The organism is Stenotrophomonas sp. 28608_Sma (assembly GCF_056486185.1).
Genome location: NZ_CM151308.1, coordinates 134,127 through 149,525, shown reverse-complemented (window position 1 = coordinate 149,525; position 15,399 = coordinate 134,127). Strand labels below are relative to the sequence as shown.

General features: G+C 63.8%; 14 protein-coding genes. 3 read left to right on the top strand and 11 right to left on the bottom strand.

Annotated features, from left to right (window positions below; all coding sequences use genetic code 11):
• Positions 1 to 66 precede the first annotated feature (66 nt).
• The 7 genes from ntrC to ACZLHH_RS00585 form a co-directional block, all read right to left on the bottom strand.
• On the bottom strand, positions 67 to 1,515 hold the full coding sequence (gene ntrC / locus ACZLHH_RS00615) for a nitrogen regulation protein NR(I) (RefSeq protein WP_071228811.1): 1,449 nt from the start codon (positions 1,513 to 1,515) through the stop codon (positions 67 to 69).
• Positions 1,508 to 2,569 (bottom strand): two-component system sensor histidine kinase NtrB, encoded by a 1,062-nt coding sequence (locus tag ACZLHH_RS00610; RefSeq protein ID WP_132808743.1) that lies wholly within the window; start codon positions 2,567 to 2,569, stop codon positions 1,508 to 1,510. Before ACZLHH_RS00610 ends, ntrC begins: the two co-directional genes overlap by 8 nt.
• 81 nt (positions 2,570 to 2,650) lie before the next feature.
• Positions 2,651 to 2,944, bottom strand: a complete 294-nt coding sequence (locus ACZLHH_RS00605; RefSeq protein WP_180844563.1) for a hypothetical protein — start codon at positions 2,942 to 2,944, stop codon at positions 2,651 to 2,653.
• Positions 2,945 to 3,043: 99 nt separating this feature from the next.
• On the bottom strand, positions 3,044 to 3,775 hold the full coding sequence (locus ACZLHH_RS00600) for a hypothetical protein (protein WP_180844562.1): 732 nt from the start codon (positions 3,773 to 3,775) through the stop codon (positions 3,044 to 3,046).
• A complete protein-coding gene (locus ACZLHH_RS00595) occupies positions 3,765 to 4,889 on the bottom strand; it encodes an AAA family ATPase (RefSeq protein WP_180844561.1) in 1,125 nt (374 codons plus the stop codon). The genes ACZLHH_RS00600 and ACZLHH_RS00595 overlap by 11 nt, the downstream gene beginning before the upstream one ends.
• A 340-nt stretch (positions 4,890 to 5,229) precedes the next feature.
• Positions 5,230 to 6,399: a murein transglycosylase A gene (gene mltA / locus ACZLHH_RS00590; protein ID WP_180844560.1), complete on the bottom strand. Its 1,170-nt coding sequence runs from the start codon at positions 6,397 to 6,399 to the stop codon at positions 5,230 to 5,232.
• A gap of 65 nt (positions 6,400 to 6,464) precedes the next feature.
• Positions 6,465 to 7,976 carry an alpha/beta hydrolase gene (locus ACZLHH_RS00585; RefSeq protein WP_180844559.1) on the bottom strand — a complete coding sequence of 504 codons (1,512 nt, stop codon included), beginning with the start codon at positions 7,974 to 7,976 and terminating at the stop codon, positions 6,465 to 6,467.
• 127 nt (positions 7,977 to 8,103) lie between these two features.
• Between ACZLHH_RS00585 and ACZLHH_RS00580 the strand changes: the two genes are divergently transcribed.
• The 3 genes from ACZLHH_RS00580 to ACZLHH_RS00570 are packed head-to-tail and all read left to right on the top strand — an operon-like array spanning position 8,104 to position 10,509.
• Positions 8,104 to 8,991, top strand: a complete 888-nt coding sequence (locus ACZLHH_RS00580; RefSeq protein ID WP_258014073.1) for a hypothetical protein — start codon at positions 8,104 to 8,106, stop codon at positions 8,989 to 8,991.
• Positions 8,921 to 9,820, top strand: a complete 900-nt coding sequence (locus ACZLHH_RS00575) for a histidine kinase (protein WP_343205601.1) — start codon at positions 8,921 to 8,923, stop codon at positions 9,818 to 9,820. Before ACZLHH_RS00580 ends, ACZLHH_RS00575 begins: the two co-directional genes overlap by 71 nt.
• Positions 9,808 to 10,509, top strand: a complete 702-nt coding sequence (locus ACZLHH_RS00570; protein WP_164080640.1) for a LytR/AlgR family response regulator transcription factor — start codon at positions 9,808 to 9,810, stop codon at positions 10,507 to 10,509. The genes ACZLHH_RS00575 and ACZLHH_RS00570 overlap by 13 nt, the downstream gene beginning before the upstream one ends.
• Before the next feature lie 76 nt (positions 10,510 to 10,585).
• On the opposite strand, the gene ACZLHH_RS00565 is transcribed toward ACZLHH_RS00570, so the two are convergent.
• The 4 genes from ACZLHH_RS00565 to glnA form a co-directional block, all read right to left on the bottom strand.
• A complete protein-coding gene (locus ACZLHH_RS00565; RefSeq protein ID WP_180844558.1) occupies positions 10,586 to 11,332 on the bottom strand; it encodes an N-acetylmuramoyl-L-alanine amidase in 747 nt (248 codons plus the stop codon).
• 249 nt (positions 11,333 to 11,581) lie between these two features.
• Positions 11,582 to 13,012, bottom strand: a complete 1,431-nt coding sequence (locus ACZLHH_RS00560) for an ammonium transporter (protein ID WP_180844557.1) — start codon at positions 13,010 to 13,012, stop codon at positions 11,582 to 11,584.
• 21 nt (positions 13,013 to 13,033) lie between these two features.
• Positions 13,034 to 13,372 (bottom strand): P-II family nitrogen regulator, encoded by a 339-nt coding sequence (locus ACZLHH_RS00555; protein ID WP_004134334.1) that lies wholly within the window; start codon positions 13,370 to 13,372, stop codon positions 13,034 to 13,036.
• A gap of 394 nt (positions 13,373 to 13,766) precedes the next feature.
• Positions 13,767 to 15,176, bottom strand: coding sequence for a type I glutamate--ammonia ligase (gene glnA / locus ACZLHH_RS00550; protein ID WP_004153533.1), 1,410 nt, complete (start codon positions 15,174 to 15,176; stop codon positions 13,767 to 13,769).
• Positions 15,177 to 15,399 lie beyond the last annotated feature (223 nt).

The window sequence follows — 15,399 nt, the reverse complement described above, 5'->3', positions numbered from 1 at the left end:
GACGGCATCGTCCATGAACGATCAACGGTTCGGCAAGCGGGCGCGAGGATCGCGTGCAGGGACCGTTCAATGGCCCCCGCGACGGCGCCCGGCGCCCAGCTTGCGGGTAAGGGTATTGCGGCCAAGGCCCAGGCGGGCCGCGGCTTCGGCACGGCGGCCATGGGTGATCTGCAGCGCGGCCTCCAGCAGGGCATGGTCGACCCGCTCTCGCACCTGCGCGTGCAGCCCTTCCACGCCTTCGGCCAGCTGACGGCGTGCCCATTCGGCCAGCAGCGCCTCCCACTGCCCCGGATCGGCGTTGGTGGTGCTGCTGCGACGACCGCGCGTACGGTTGAGCGCGGTATCGACGTCGGCCACGCCAATGGTGTCAGCGGCGGCCAGCGCCGCCATCCGCCAGCACACGTTTTCCAGTTCGCGCACGTTGCCCGGCCAGTCGTGTTCGCGCAGCGCCTGCAGTGCGGCAGCGGTCAGGCGCTTCGGCGGCGTATCCAGCTTGCGTGCGGCGGCGCCCAGGAACGTACTTGCCAGTTGTGCGATGTCCTCGCGACGCTCGCGCAGCGGTGGCAGCTGCAGGCGCACCACGTCCAGGCGATGCAGCAGATCGGCACGGAACTTCCCCTGCGCGACCAGTCCTTCCAGATCCTGGTGGGTGGCGGCAATCACCCGCACGTCGACGCGGATCAACTCGCGGCCACCGACGCGGAAGAACTCGCCCTGTGCCAGCACGCGCAGCAGGCGGGTCTGCAGCGGCAACGGCATGTCGCCGATCTCATCCAGGAACAGGGTGCCGCCGTTGGCCTGCTCGAAGCGACCGATATGGCGGCGCTGGGCACCGGTGAAGGCGCCGGCTTCGTGGCCGAACAACTCGCTTTCCAGCAGCTCGGACGGGATTGCAGCAGTATTGAGCGCGACGAACGGCCCCTGCGCGCGCGGCGATTCGCGATGAAGCGCATTGGCCACCAGCTCCTTGCCTGTGCCGGTTTCGCCGGTGATCAGCACCGCCAGCGGCGCCTGCGCCAGGCGGCCGATGGCACGGAACAGCGCGCGCATCGGCGGGGTATCGCCCACCAGTTGCGGTGGCTGGTCGCCATGCGCTTCCGCCGCAGGTGTGGGCGCCGCCAGTGCCGGTGCAACGGCCGGCAGCACACGCTGCGCCAGCGCCACGGCGTCATCCAGATCGAACGGCTTGGACAGGAATTCATGCGCGCCACCGCGGAACGCACCGGCCGTGCTGGCCACGTCGGTGTAGGCCGACATCACCACCACCGGCAGCTGCGGCAGCGCGGCCTTGAGCTTGTCCAACAGCACCAGGCCATCGTCACCCGGCATGCGCACATCGGTGAACAGCAGCGCCGGCGGCGGGCCTTCGCTCAACGCCTGCAGGGCGGGAGCGGCGCTGTCGAAATCGACGACCTGGTAGCCCGCCTCGCGCAGCGCGGTGCACAGCACGAAACGCACGGCCCGATCGTCATCGACCACCCAGATGCGCTGCGGGGACGAAAAAGACTCAGACATCGCGCGGGGCCTCCTCGGCCGGGGCGGCGCCGTTGCCGATCGGCAGCAGCAGGGTGAACACGGTATGGCCCGGGCGCGAGCGGTAGGTCAGTGTGCCGCGATGTTCGCGTGCGACCTGCTGCGCCAGCGCCAGGCCCAGGCCAGTGCCTTCGGCGCGACCACTGACCAGCGGCAGGAACAGATGCTCGGCCAGCTCCTCGGGCACGCCACGGCCGTCGTCGGCGATTTCCAGGCGCAGCGCCAGCGTGTGCAGCTGCTCGGCGATGCGTACACCGTGTTCTACGCGGGTACGCAGGGTGATGTTGCCGGCGCCGGCCTGGATCGCGTTGCGCACCAGGTTCCACACCGCCTGGGTGAGACGGTCGGCGTCGCCGTGGAATTCAGGAATGCTGGGGTCGTAGTCGCGCTGCAGGCGTACCGCCCAGCCGGCCTCGTTCTCGGCCAGGCGCAGCACGCGCTCCAGCGCGGCATGGATGTTCAGTTCGGCATGCGGTGCGGCCGGGGCCGGCGACAGCAGCTGGTCGAGCAGGCCGTTGAGGCGTTCGATCTCCGAGCCGATCAGCTCGATCAGCTCGCGTTCGCTGGCATCGCGCTGGGCCGCGCGGCGGGCCAGCAGCTGGGCCGCGCCCTTCAACCCGGCCAGCGGATTACGAAGCTCGTGGGCCAGTCCCTTCAGCGCCGCGCTGAGCGCGCTGGGCAGGGCCTGGGTCGGGTCGAGCCCGGGGAATTCATCAACCGGATGCGCCTCCAGCAGCCAACCGCCATCGTCGCGGCGGCTCATCCAGCCCTCGGCGAAGCGCGGGGCCTCGCCGGGCACCGCCAGCGCCAACCGGTTCAGGCGCAGGCTGTCGCGCTCATCGCGGGCCAGGAAATGGGCCAGTGCCTCGCCCTGCACTTCCAGTGCGGCCAGCGGCCGCCCCAGCAGGCGCCGGACGCTGACGCCCAGCCAGCGGGCGAAGGCCGGGTTGCAGCCGGCAATGCAGCCATCGGCCCCGGCCCAGGCCAACGGCGTGCCCAGGGCATCGAGGGACGGCGGGGGTGCGGGGTCGGACATTGCACCAATGTAGTGCAAAACGCGGGTCCGGGGTCAGAGCCCTTTCCGTCAGGAAAGGGCTCTGACCCCGGCCGGGCAGCGTTACACCGGGTAGCCGGTGGCTTCCCGGGCCTTCTTCCAGGCAGCTTCGAATTCACGCGCGGAAATTTCGTCGTCTTCGTCGAAATCCAGGAACGACACCGGCTGGTCGGCCAGCAGGAAGCGGTCGTCGCTGTGGGCATGCTCGTCGGCCCAGACCATCTTGGTGCCGTAGATCTCCACCTGGCGCACGATCTTCTCGCCACGGGCTTCCATCAGCACGTTGCCCTTGCCCAGGCCCGATTCGGCCCAGTGCTTGTAGTACTTCTTGGTGTTGTTGCTCTTGACGTTCTTCATTGCAGGGGTCCTGGCTGCAGCTGCGGCTGGAGAGTTCGAAATGGTTCAATTATCTCTCACCGCGCCAACTCTAACGAGCCATCAAAGAGTACGAAGCAGTTAATCGGAAGAAATCAATTTCTTCAATCCATCGCACCCGTAATAATCCTTAAGGAAAACGGGAAAAGCACTCAGGACTGCAACTTCAGAAGATGGGTTGATATGGGACGTTAACTGCGCTTCCAGTATGGAAATTTGGTCAAAGTGCTCATGCGGAAACTCAAAGGCATCACGCATCAAATAATTCAACTTGCAGCAGTGTTCATTTACTACATGATTCCACTGTTCCATTGAAAATCCCGCTATGTTTTTGTACGCATAACTGGAAGATAAATGAACTATTTTCTTGTAATTTACATTCTGTTTGCATGCAACATTCAGCGTGGAAAAATCAACGTCGGGATGGTGATGTCTAACTGACTCAACCATCGGATAACTTATATATAGCTTCCCCTCTTCAGTTTCCTCGCTAAAAACCTCAAGCATCTCGGCGAGAGCCTCATCACTAGCCGCAGTCGCATGACCGTCGTAATCAAAAAACAGGTGTATTTCCGAAATTTGATCCCTAGAGATGTCAGCGAGACATTGATTCTTTGGGTTACCCTTCAAGAGAGCAAACACATCGAGATCAGAATCAGCCTTCAACCTATTGAAAAGGCTATAAATTTCGCCACAGTAAACGGCACATACCACAGGGATCTGGCCATCCGAAAAATAGAATCGACTGAGACTATCCCAGACCTTTCGCTCAGCGACCTCCCCTTCAAAAACGATCAATACACTACTGTCCACCAAATGCTCCTGCTCTATACATCTTCTCTATGTTGTGAGCTTCACGGAGTTCCTTAGCAGTACTGTTTGAAAGAGAATTAATACCATTCTCTGCAATGAAGAAGTAGCAATCAGGCCTCAACAAATCATTCGTCATCACTGATGTATTGTGAGTAGTAACGATTGTTTGTGCACTAACCTCAGTCAAGAGCGAAATAACCTTAATCGCCAAGCTGTAATGATAGAAAGCATCGAACTCATCAACAAAAAGGAATCTCACCTTTGATGATTCACCCTTGAAGCGCCGGTACCAGTAATAAAATAGCGCTAGCGACTTCGTCCCCTGTGAAGCGACATCAAAGAATCTGATCTTCCTTCCCTCCAAATCAAGAGCGATGTATGCACCCTCTTCATTTTTCACAACCACAAGCTTACACATAATTCCAGCGTCATTTAGAAACTGCTGAAAATCGAGAACCCCGCCCTCATCGTTTCCAATAATATCCGACTCGAGACCTGAAGACCCCTGCTCATATCCAATATAGTTGTTTGAATTCAAAGACCTAAAGAAGAGCATTCCATCTACAAAAGAAAGAAAATCAGAAAAGCATTCATTATCAAAATTATGACCCAGGACAACGTTGTTTCTTAGATAATTTATAATCGATATCTGAGAATCACCGACGTCTCGCTTTAGCGTTTCAGCGCCATCAACGTTGATTTCGGAAACACTACTCACGCGACGATCAATTGATGCAAACTCACGACCGTTTACAACCAGTCGCTCGTAGATAATTGTCTCAAGATCAGATTTTCCGTACTCGTAGTAGACCTCGCCACCGCCAACCGCAAATGTGTACTTGAATTCAGCCATCTCACACTTCGATCCGGCGTAGAGATAGTGCTTAGTGCGCAATATGCCCTTTTGCCGGTCGGTAAGATGGGAGATTATGTCAAATATAGCAAACCCTAAATTTGACTTGCCGACTCCGTTATAGCCGTAAATAATAGCCTTATTTACAATACCGCCAATTACCGCCGACCTATTAAACTCATAACCATTTGTGTTGGCTAAGTCAAAAACCAAATTCTCTCCAAAATTCTTAAAATTCTTGACTTCAAATCGCTTGAGCATGGCGAGGTCCAAATACTAAAGCGGCAAGGATATCACCCCGAGCATGATCCTTCCGTAAATTTTTTACGGCCGCCAAGTGTCCATTTAAAATCAAAGGCTTGGACTTGCGGAAGGAAGCCCAAGTGGAGCTCTCACTACGGGAACGGACTGAATGCGTCACCAGTTCAAAAATTCTGTTTCTACCATGAAGCGGATCCCCGAGCCATTTGCAAGCGAGGCGAAAGATTAGAAAAATCCCCACTAATAAATTGCAGCAATTGATAAACCCGCATCCTTTTTGCTAAGCCAGAGACGCCGAATACAATTAAGCGGATCTATTTTAGCCCTACCCCGCCCGAATCTATCCCTTAGGCAGCGCCACGCCCTTCGGCCACAGCATCCAGATGTTGCCCTTCTGCTTCATGTCGCCGGCCAGCTTGCCTGCGGCATCGCCACTGCCCCAGTACAGGTCCGCGCGTACTTCACCGGCAATCGCGCCGCCGGTGTCCTGCGCGGCCACCGGGCGCACCACCGGGGTGCCGTCCGGGCGCGTGGTGGACAGCCACAGCAGGCTGCCCAGCGGCACCACGCTGCGATCCACTGCGACGCTGTAGCCGGCGGTGAGCGGCACGTTCAGTGAACCACGTGGGCCTTCCGGGCTGTCCGGGTTGCGCACGAAGAACACGTAGCTGGGGTTGCTGCGCAGCAGTTCCGGCACGCGCGCGGGATTGGCCCGGGCCCAGGCGCGGATCGCGTCCATGGTGACGTCTTCTTTCTTCAGCTGGCCCTGGTCGACCAGCCAGCGACCGATCGCGCGGTAGGGGTGGCCGTTCTGTTCCGCATAGGCCAGCCGCACCTGCGTGCCATCGGGCAGGCGCACCCGGCCCGACCCCTGGATCTGCAGCAGCTGCAGGTCCATCGGGTCGGTCAGCCAGGCCAGTACCGGCGCCTTGGCGCCCTTGGCCGCGATCGTGCCGGCGTCGTCATAGGGCTTGAGCACCTTGCCCTCGACGCGCCCGCGCAGGCGCTTGCCCTTCAGTTCCGGGTAGATGCTGTCCAGCTGCACCACCACCAGATCATCGGGCGTGCCGTACACCGGTACAGTGGCAGCAGCCGTGCGGGTGAGGCTGCCGGGGTAGATCGGCTCGTAGTAGCCGGTAATCAGCCCGTCGGCCTGGTGGCCGCCGGCACGCAATGCATAGACATCCAAATCGCGCTGCAGGAACTGGCGGATCGCCGCCGGGTCCTTGTCCGAAACCGTCGCGGCGGTGGCGCAGGGTTTGGCCCAGACCGCATCGTTCTTCAGGCGGGTGCAGCTGCTGCGCCAGGCGACGAAACCGGCCTGCAGGTCGCTGTCGGAGACCGGTGGCAGTGCACTCCATGCGGCCTTGGCATAGGTGGCCGCGGGCGGCGTGACCGGCGTCGGCACTGCGGTTCCGGTGCGGGGAGCGGTGGTGGAGCAGCCGGCGAGCACGGCCAGCGCAACAAGACCCAAGCTCGTGCGGTTCAGGGGGGCAATGATGTCTTTCATTGCCCCAATGTAGAGGAAACAGCACGGTGCCGGACGCGCCGGGTGCCCGGCACCACGCTCTCCCTTCAGCGTCCGCCACTGCCCAGCAGGCCACTGTTGCTGGTGGCGAACACCGGCGGCGGTACGTCCAGCTCGGCATCGTTCACGATGCGACCGGCCAGGAAGTCGACGATGCTGCGGGCAATGGCAGGATTGCCGGTCCACAGCTCGTGGTGATGGCTGGCGTTGCGCACCAGTAGCGAGCGGCCATGGCTGAAGCCTGGACGCAGCGCATCGGCATTGGCCGGTGGCGTGCGCCCATCCAGCGTGCCGCTGATGAACAGCACCGGCACGTCGCTGCGCAGCGGCCCGCGGAAGGATTCGCCCAGATCGGCCAGGCCCAGGCCGTTGCCGATGGCGGGGAACGGGAAGTTCAGGGCGTCGCCGAACAGGCTTTCGCGTGCCTGCGCCTCCACCCTCGCCAGGCGCTGCGGGCTCTGCCCGGAAGCCACGTCCATGGCCAGCCCCATCGCCGGGTACTGGGCGAACTGTGCGCGCACGATCAGCACCAGATCGGCCAGCGGGTCGTAGTTGCCGCGCTCGGCCTCGCGGAGTATCAACGGCAGCCACTGCTGGGTATGCCGCTGGCCAAGAGCATTGGCAATCAGGATCTGCGCGTCGAATTCACCGATGGTCACCTGGCGACCGTCATGCATGCGGCTGCGACCCTGTCGCGGCTGCTCACGCAATGCCTGCAGCACGCGCTTTGCCGATCCGGCCAGATCGTCGAAGCCGTCCCTGCGGGCCAGTGGCGTCAGTTCCTGTAGCAGCGCATCGCTGCTGAGCGGCAGCTTCAGTGTGTCATCGGGGCCTTCGGTGCCCATCAGCACGACGCGTTCCAGATCTTTGCCGTGCAGGCGCACCGTCGCAAGCGCCAGGTGGGTGCCATAGCTCATGCCCCACAAGCTGATCCTGGGCACACCCAGAGCGCGCCGCAGATCATCCAGGTCATCGGCACTCTCGGCGGTCGTATAGGCGCCCAGATCGACGCCAGCCTGACGCCAGAATTCCACGCACTTGGCAGCCGTCGCCTGCAATGCGGCCAGGGCCGCATCGCGCTGCAGTGGTTGGCCATCGTCGAAGCGGGTTTCATGCGGACACTCCGGCGGTGGTTCAGACAGACCGGCACCTCGCTGGTCGAGCAGCAGCACGTCGGCTTCGCGTCGGACCTGGTCGAACACCGGCCAGCGCGGGCCGCGCGCGGTATCGATGCCGGAACCACCCGGGCCACCGGCCAGATAAACCACGGGGGCGCTGCGGCCATTGCCACCGGTTGCACGCAGGCGTACCACCTTCAGCCCCATGCGCGGTCCGTCCGGCTCGCTGTGTCGGCGCGGCACCTCCAGCACGGCGATCTCTGCAGGGATGGCGCCATGTGCTTTGGTCTGCAGCGTGTACGGCTCGAACACCAATGCCCTAGGCGTGGCCTGCGCCGGCATGGCCGCAGCGAGCGCCAGACAGAACGTGGCCACCGTGGCGACCAGGGCAGAGCGACGAGGATGGAGACTGCTGGACGATGTGCAGGCGTTGCGGCTCATGGTGGGCTCCAAAGGAGGGACGTGCGCGGTCAGCATCGGCTCGATCACAGGGCTGTGGGGGCACCCGCCTGCCGAACGTCTCCAAAAGGCGGTCCAATGGCTCCACGCAACCGATACGATGGCCGCCATGCAGATCCCACGTACCCTGGCTGTTCTTGCTCTGCTGCTTGCGGCGGTGGCCGCATGGCTGGTCGTGTCGACGCCACCCGCCGGCGTGGTATTCGTGCAGGGGGCGCAGATGGCACCTGCGGACGCCGGGGCATCCAGCCCCCTGCCTGCGCGGCCGCCGCAGGACCTGGCCTGGCGTCCGCTGGATCAGCAGCTGCTGGCGCAGTGGCGCGGCCCGTACTGGCTGCGCTGGCAGGTGCCGGCGCCAACCGGCACCGACGATCATGACCGCACGTTGCGGCTGTCGCTGCGCGCTGCCAGCCAGCTGTACTGGAACGGCACGCCCTGGATCAGCAATGGCGTCGTGGGCCGCACCGCTGAAGAAGAACAACCAGGACGCATCGACCTTGTCCACGTGCTTCCCCCCGCTTCTGGCAATGCCACCGATGAGCTGGTCGTGCTTGCATCCAGCCAGCGACAACATTTCACCCTGCATGGCGCCGACGCGATGGCATTGATCGCGCCCGCTGCTGTGCTGTATGGCCAGATCATCCTGCCATGGCTGGTTGCGGCCTTCGCCATCGGCGCACTGGCGGCAGCGAGCCTGTATTTCCTGGCAGTACTGCGTGGCCAGACCCGCACGCCCGGCACGCGCCTTCTGCTGGCACTGGGCGTGGTGGGACTGGCGTTGCCTGCAGTGGAAGCGTGGCGCTCCCTGCTGGGGTATGACTACCCGTGGCATGGCCCGCGCCTGATTGCACTGCTGGCGTTGCACGTAGCCGCGGCGGCACTGCTGCCAGCCTATCTGGCGCGGCGGTTCCAGGTAACGGTGCCGCGTGTCGCGTGTCGCGTGCTTCGTCTATCTGTCCGTGATCGTGGTGCTCGCCTTCGTCCTGCCTGGCTTTGACACCCGCTCGGCCACGGTGCTGTTGTTGAGCCTGCTCGCTTCAGTGTGGCTGCTGTTGCGTGCGCGCAGCGACACAGAGGATCGATGGCCGATCCTGGTCCTGCTGCTGGCCGGCCTGCTGGCGTTGCTGGTCGCGCGCGGCGCTTTCCTTGACGGACCGTACTTCCTGCTGCTGGCGGTACTGATGGTGTTCCTGCTGCTGCGTCACGCGGTACAACTGCAGGCACTGGACCGGCACAATGCGTTGCTGCGTGAAGAGCGCGCACGGCTTTCATTGCAGCTGTTGCAGCGAGGCATCCAGCCACATTGGCTCATGAACACCCTCACAAGTCTGCAGGAACTGATCGAGCAGGCACCTTCGCGTGCCAGCCGCCTGGTGGAGTCGTTGGCCGATCAGTTCGATCGGCTGCGTGACAGCAGCAGCCGGCAGAGCATTCCGTTGCAGGACGAGCTGGCCCTGTGCCGCAGCCACCTGGACATCGTTGGCCAGGCACTGGGCCAGCCCCTGGTGCTGGACGTGGATGGCGAGGATGCGCCGCTGTTGCTGCCGCCCGGCATCCTGCATGCACAGGTGGAAAACGCGCTGACGCATGCCGGTGCGCTGGCATGCGCGCAGCACCCGTTCCGTCTGCGCGTGCAGCGCGGCGGTGGACGTTGGGTGCTGGAACTGCACAGCGCGCACGGCTCATCCTCGCATCGCGGTCGCGGCACGGGCACGCGCTACATCGAAGCCAGTCTGGCGGCCGCCAGCCCCGGCGGATGGAGCTTCGTGCAAGGCATCGACGGCAACCAATGGTGCGGACGGATCGAACTGACATGCGCATCCTGATCGTTGAAGACGAACCGCTGGTACGCCAACGTCTGCAGCGGCTGTGCGCCGAGCTGGCAGGAACGCGCGCACGCTTCGATGCCGTGGCCGATCTGGAGGCAGCCGGCGACCGCCTGCAGCGCAATGTCTACGACGGCCTACTGCTGGACCTCAACCTTGGGGGCGAGGACGGTTTCGAACTGCTGCGGCGTGCGGTAGCCGGCCGCTACCAGTGCGTAGTGGTGTCGGCCCACCGTGATCGTGCGCTGCAGGCATTTGAACACGGCGTGCTCGACTTCGTTCCCAAGCCCTTTTCGCGCGAACGCCTTGGTCAGGCGCTGGAACGCTTGTTCGATACCGGCGGTATGCGTTCAGGCCGGGCACGCTACCTGGGCATCTGGCGTGCGCAGGGAACGGCAACCGTCGAGCTCTCGGAAGTGATGTGGATCGCGGCAGATGGCGACTACAGCCAGGTGCGCATGCGCGATGGCCGCAGCGAACTGCATGACAAATCCCTGACTGCACTGGCCTCAGTACTGCCTCAGGATTTCGTGCGCTGCCATCGCTCGCACCTGGTCAACCTGCGGCACGTGCGAACGTTGCATGCCGGTTCCGGCAGCCGCTACTGGCTGGTGCTGAGCGACGGTAGCGAGCTGGTTGTTGGCCGCGCGCACATCGTGGCGCTACGCGATGCGCTGGGTCTGGGGTGATCGCCAGAGGATGCCAGGCATGGTCTGGCACTACCGGGGAGCGGGAACGGCATGGAGCGAACGTGCCAGGCATGGCTCACGGCGTCTGCAGCAGCAGGGAATGCAGGATGCGGGCGTCTTCGGCATCCAGTGTCTTCGGCAGGTCGTCGCGGCCACGGAAACGGCGGTGGAAGGCAGCGACGGCGGCGTCCCGGTTGTCGAGCGGATAGCCGAAGCGGGCCAGCGCACTCCACGCGTCGAAGCCTTCCGGCGCCGCACCGTCGGCAGCGCGCGGCCAGACGCCGAAACCGGCCTCGGCCAGCTGCTGCCACGGGAAGAAGCGGCTCGGGTCCTGCTTGCGTGTCGGCGCCAGGTCGGCATGGCCAATCACCTGCCGCGGCGGAATGTTCAGGCGGGCGGTGAGATCGCGCAGCAGCACGATCAGCGATTCGATCTGCGCCGCACTGAACGGGCTGCGGCCATCGTTGTCGAGCTCGATGCCGATCGATGCCGAGTTGAGGTCGGTGATGGTGCCCCAACGCCCGGCGCCGGCGTGCCAGGCGCGGCGCTCATCGGCAACCAGCTGATAGCGATGGCCATCGGCACCGATCAGGTAGTGCGCGCTGACCGGTCCACCGCTGTTGGCCGTGCGCAACGTACGCAGGCTCTGCTGCACCGACTTCTGCTCGGTGTGATGGATGACGATGATGACGGGCGTGCGCGCGTTCTGGTTCGGCGACGGCACCCAGGTGGCGAGCGGGTTGCGGGTTTCCTGCGGCGCGGAGGCACAGGCGGCCAGCAGCAGGCAGGCCGAGAGCATCAGGGCGGTGCGGATCGGGTGCATGGCCCGATTGTGCGCGATCAGGCGCGATGATGCATGCCGCTGTGCCGAGCAAGCTTGGCACCCACCAGAGAGGATGCGGTAGATCCACGCCATGCGTGGATGGTCTACCCGCTGTGCCGACCAAGTGGTCGGCACCCACCAGAGCAGACCCAGACCCAGTGCCAAGCAAGCTTGGCACCTACCAGAGCAGTAAAAGTGCCGACCAACGGTCGGCACCCACAACATCAATGCAGCAGCTCGGCCGCTACTTCAGGCCTCGTACGCGGACTCGCCGTGCGAGGTCACATCCAGGCCGGTGCGCTCTGCTTCCTCGGTCACGCGCAGGCCGACCACGCTGCGCACCACCAGCAGGATCAGCGTGGTCACCACCGCCGACCAGACCACGGTCAGGCCGACGCTGACCACCTGCACCCACACCTGATGGGCGATATCCAGATCGGGCTTGGTACCGCCCAGCGACTGTGCACTGAACACACCGGTGAGAATCGCGCCGACGATGCCGCCGACACCATGCACACCGAACACGTCGGCGGTGTCGTCCACCTTCAGCATGCGCTTGAGGCCCGTCACGCCCCACACGCAGACCACGCCGGCGACGAAGCCGATGATGATCGCGCCGAGCGGGCCGACGGTGCCGCAGGCCGGGGTGATGCCGACCAGGCCGGCCACTGCGCCCGAGGCCGCGCCCAGTGCCGACGGCTTGCCCTTGCTGATCGCTTCCACCAGCGTCCAACCGAGTACGGCAGCGGCCGTGGCCAGCACGGTATTGAGGAAGGCCAGCGAGGCGACGGTATCGGCGGCAGCGGCGGAACCCGCGTTGAAGCCGAACCAGCCGACCCACAGCAGCATCGCGCCGATGTAGGTAAACGGCACGTTGTGCGGCTTCAGCGCGGTCTGGCCATAGCCCAGGCGCTTGCCGACGAACCACGCGGCGACCAGACCGGCCACACCTGCGTTGATGTGGACCACGGTGCCACCGGCGAAATCGATCGCGCCCATCTCACCCAGGTAGCCGCCACCCCAGACGATGTGCGCCATCGGGATGTAGCTGAGGGTGAACCACAGCGCCGAGAACAGCAGCACCGCACGGAACTTGATGCGCTCGGCGAACGCGCCGACGATCAGCGCGGTGGTGATGCCAGCAAACGTCGACTGGAAGGCGACGAACAGGTAATCCGGCAGGCCCTTGATCGGGGTGTTGCCGACCGACTCCGGAGTGAAGCCCTTGAGGAAGGCGAATTCGGTGAACGAGCCGAAGAACGGGTTGCCCGCGCTGAACACCGCGCTGTAGCCATAGGCCACCCACAGCAGCAGCACCAGCGAGAACACCACCAGGATCTGGCTGAGCACCGACAGCACGTTCTTCGAACGCACCAGGCCGCCATAGAACAAGGCCAGGCCCGGCACCACCATCAGCAACACCAGCAGGGTGGACGTCAGCATCCAGGCCACGTCGCCATGGTCGTAGGTCGCGGCGGCTTCAGCCGCGGCCGGTGCGGCGGCCGCAGCGACCGGGTCCTGCAGTGGTTCGACCGCCACGCTTTCGCTCGGCAGCGGCGAGATCTGGGCCTGAGCGTGGGCACTGCCCGGCCACGCACCGGCGGCCAGCGCGCTGAGCAGCATCAACAGGCACACGAAGTGGAACCGGGCTTGCCACCCGGTGAGAAGGCGCATCTTCATGGGGGAGTCTCCGGAAAGGGGTTACAGCGCGTCGGCACCGATTTCGCCGGTGCGGATGCGGATGACCTGTTCGACGGCGGTGACGAAGATCTTGCCGTCACCGATCTTGCCGGTGCCTGCCGACGACTGGATCGCTTCGATCACCGCGTCGGCACGCTCGTCGGTGACCACGGTTTCGATCTTGATCTTCGGCAGGAAGTCGACGACGTACTCGGCGCCGCGATACAGCTCGGTGTGGCCCTTCTGGCGGCCGAAGCCTTTCACTTCGGTCACGGTGATGCCCGACACGCCTGCGTCGGAGAGGGCCTCGCGGACCTCGTCGAGCTTGAACGGCCGGATGATGGCGGAGATCAGTTTCATGCGCATGTCCCGAGGGTGGATGGGGCCAGCGCGCCAGCGCGCGTTGGCATCAGGCAACCAGCGGCCATCAGGATGATGGCCGTGGCTGTTGCACCGGACACGTACAGGGCCGGGACGGCCGTGCCTCTCTCCTTGCACGACCGACGCGGGAGGGAGGGCGGCCCTGGTCGCGTATCCGGTCTCTCTTGCCCCTGTTTCAGCGGACTAACAGTCCGCTCTACTGCAGCGGGCCAGCGGCCCGCTCTACCACGGCGGGCCAGCGGCCCGCTCTACCACGGCGGGTCGGGGTCCGCACTACCACGGCGGACCGGGGCCCGCCCTGCGGCTCCCCAGCCGCGAAGACGGAAGCGATGGCGGCGGGTGGGAGGGGGAAGCCCACCGCCATCGCCACCGGTCAGCTGGCGTAGTACAGCTGGTATTCCAGCGGGTGGGTGGCCGCGCGGAACTTGGTCACTTCCTGCATCTTCAGCGCGATGTAGCCGTCGATGAAGTCATCGCTCATCACGCCGCCGGCCTTCAGGAACTCGCGGTCCTTGTCCAGCGCTTCCAGCGCCTGGTCCAGCGAGGAGCAGACCTGCGGGATCAGCTTCTCTTCTTCCGGCGGCAGGTCGTACAGGTCCTTGTCGCTCGGTGCGCCCGGGTCGATCTGGTTCTTGATGCCGTCCAGGCCGGCCATCATCAGCGCGGTGAAGGTGAGGTAGCCGGACTGGATCGGATCCGGGAAGCGCATTTCGATGCGGCGTGCCTTCGGGTTGGACACCCACGGAATGCGGCACGAAGCCGAACGGTTGCGGGCCGAGTAGGCCAGCATCACCGGTGCTTCGTAGCCCGGCACCAGGCGCTTGTAGCTGTTGGTGCCCGAGTTGGCGAAGGCGTTGATGGCCTTGGCGTGCTTGAAGATGCCGCCGATGTACCACAGCGCCAGCTGGCTCAGGCCGCCGTAGCCGTCACCGGAGAACAGGTTGGTGCCGCCCTTGGACAGCGACTGGTGCACGTGCATGCCGCTGCCGTTGTCGCCGACGATCGGCTTGGGCATGAAGGTGACGGTCTTGCCGTTGCGGTGCGCGACGTTCTTGATCACGTACTTCATGCGCAGCAGTTCGTCGGCCTTCTGCACCAGGGTGCTGAACTTGGTGCCGATCTCGCACTGGCCGGCGGTGGCCACTTCGTGGTGCTGCACTTCCACTTCGATGCCGACCTGTTCCAGGGTCTTGCACATCTCGGCGCGCAGGTCGTGCAGGGTGTCGGTCGGCGGCACCGGGAAGTAACCGCCCTTCACGCCCGGACGGTAGCCGCTGTTGGCGCCGTCGTACTTGGCGCCGCTGTTCCACGCCGCTTCCTCCGAGTCGACCTGGAAGAAGGTGTGGCCCATTTCATTGGCGAAGCGGACCGAATCGAAGATGAAGAATTCCGGCTCCGGGCCGAAGAACGCGGTTTCGGCGATGCCGGAGGACTTCAGGTAGGCCTCGGCGCGCTTGGCGATGCCGCGCGGGCAACGGCCATACGGCTGCATGGTGGCCGGATCGAGGATGTCGCAGCTGATCACGATGGTCGGATCGGCGTAGAACGGGTCGACGTAGGCGCTGGCGGTATCCGGCAGCAGCACCATGTCCGATTCGGCGATGCCCTTCCAGCCGGCGATCGAGCTGCCATCGAACATCTTGCCTTCTTCGAACAGCGACGGCTCGACGATGCTGACCGGGAAGGTCACGTGCTGCTCGACACCACGCATGTCGACAAAGCGCAGGTCGACGAACTCGATCTGGTTGTCCTTGATCAGCTTCTCAACGTTTTCCACGGACATCGGTACGACCTCGGATGGGGATGAATGCCTGCTGAGGTACAGCAACGACCGTGCCAACTTTTCGCAGGCTGCAAGTCATTGATTTCAAAAAGGCCGCCCCGCAGCGGTGCAGAACCGTGCGCACCAAATGGGTGCAGCCGACAGCGGACGCACCCGTTTGGTGCGGCAGTGATCGTCTATCCTCTCGACCTTCTTCCTTCCTGCCGCGCGTGCCCGCACCGTC

Coding starts and splice junctions, on each gene's coding strand:
- glnA (WP_004153533.1), bottom strand. CDS start 15,176: ATGTCCGTGGAAAACGTTGAGAAGCTGATCAAGGACAACCAGATCGAG.
- mltA (WP_180844560.1), bottom strand. CDS start 6,399: ATGAAAGACATCATTGCCCCCCTGAACCGCACGAGCTTGGGTCTTGTT.
- ACZLHH_RS00560 (WP_180844557.1), bottom strand. CDS start 13,012: ATGAAGATGCGCCTTCTCACCGGGTGGCAAGCCCGGTTCCACTTCGTG.
- ACZLHH_RS00565 (WP_180844558.1), bottom strand. CDS start 11,332: ATGCACCCGATCCGCACCGCCCTGATGCTCTCGGCCTGCCTGCTGCTG.
- ACZLHH_RS00610 (WP_132808743.1), bottom strand. CDS start 2,569: ATGTCCGACCCCGCACCCCCGCCGTCCCTCGATGCCCTGGGCACGCCG.
- ACZLHH_RS00580 (WP_258014073.1), top strand. CDS start 8,104: ATGCAGATCCCACGTACCCTGGCTGTTCTTGCTCTGCTGCTTGCGGCG.
- ACZLHH_RS00605 (WP_180844563.1), bottom strand. CDS start 2,944: ATGAAGAACGTCAAGAGCAACAACACCAAGAAGTACTACAAGCACTGG.
- ntrC (WP_071228811.1), bottom strand. CDS start 1,515: ATGTCTGAGTCTTTTTCGTCCCCGCAGCGCATCTGGGTGGTCGATGAC.
- ACZLHH_RS00570 (WP_164080640.1), top strand. CDS start 9,808: ATGCGCATCCTGATCGTTGAAGACGAACCGCTGGTACGCCAACGTCTG.
- ACZLHH_RS00585 (WP_180844559.1), bottom strand. CDS start 7,976: ATGAGCCGCAACGCCTGCACATCGTCCAGCAGTCTCCATCCTCGTCGC.
- ACZLHH_RS00595 (WP_180844561.1), bottom strand. CDS start 4,889: ATGCTCAAGCGATTTGAAGTCAAGAATTTTAAGAATTTTGGAGAGAAT.
- ACZLHH_RS00555 (WP_004134334.1), bottom strand. CDS start 13,372: ATGAAACTGATCTCCGCCATCATCCGGCCGTTCAAGCTCGACGAGGTC.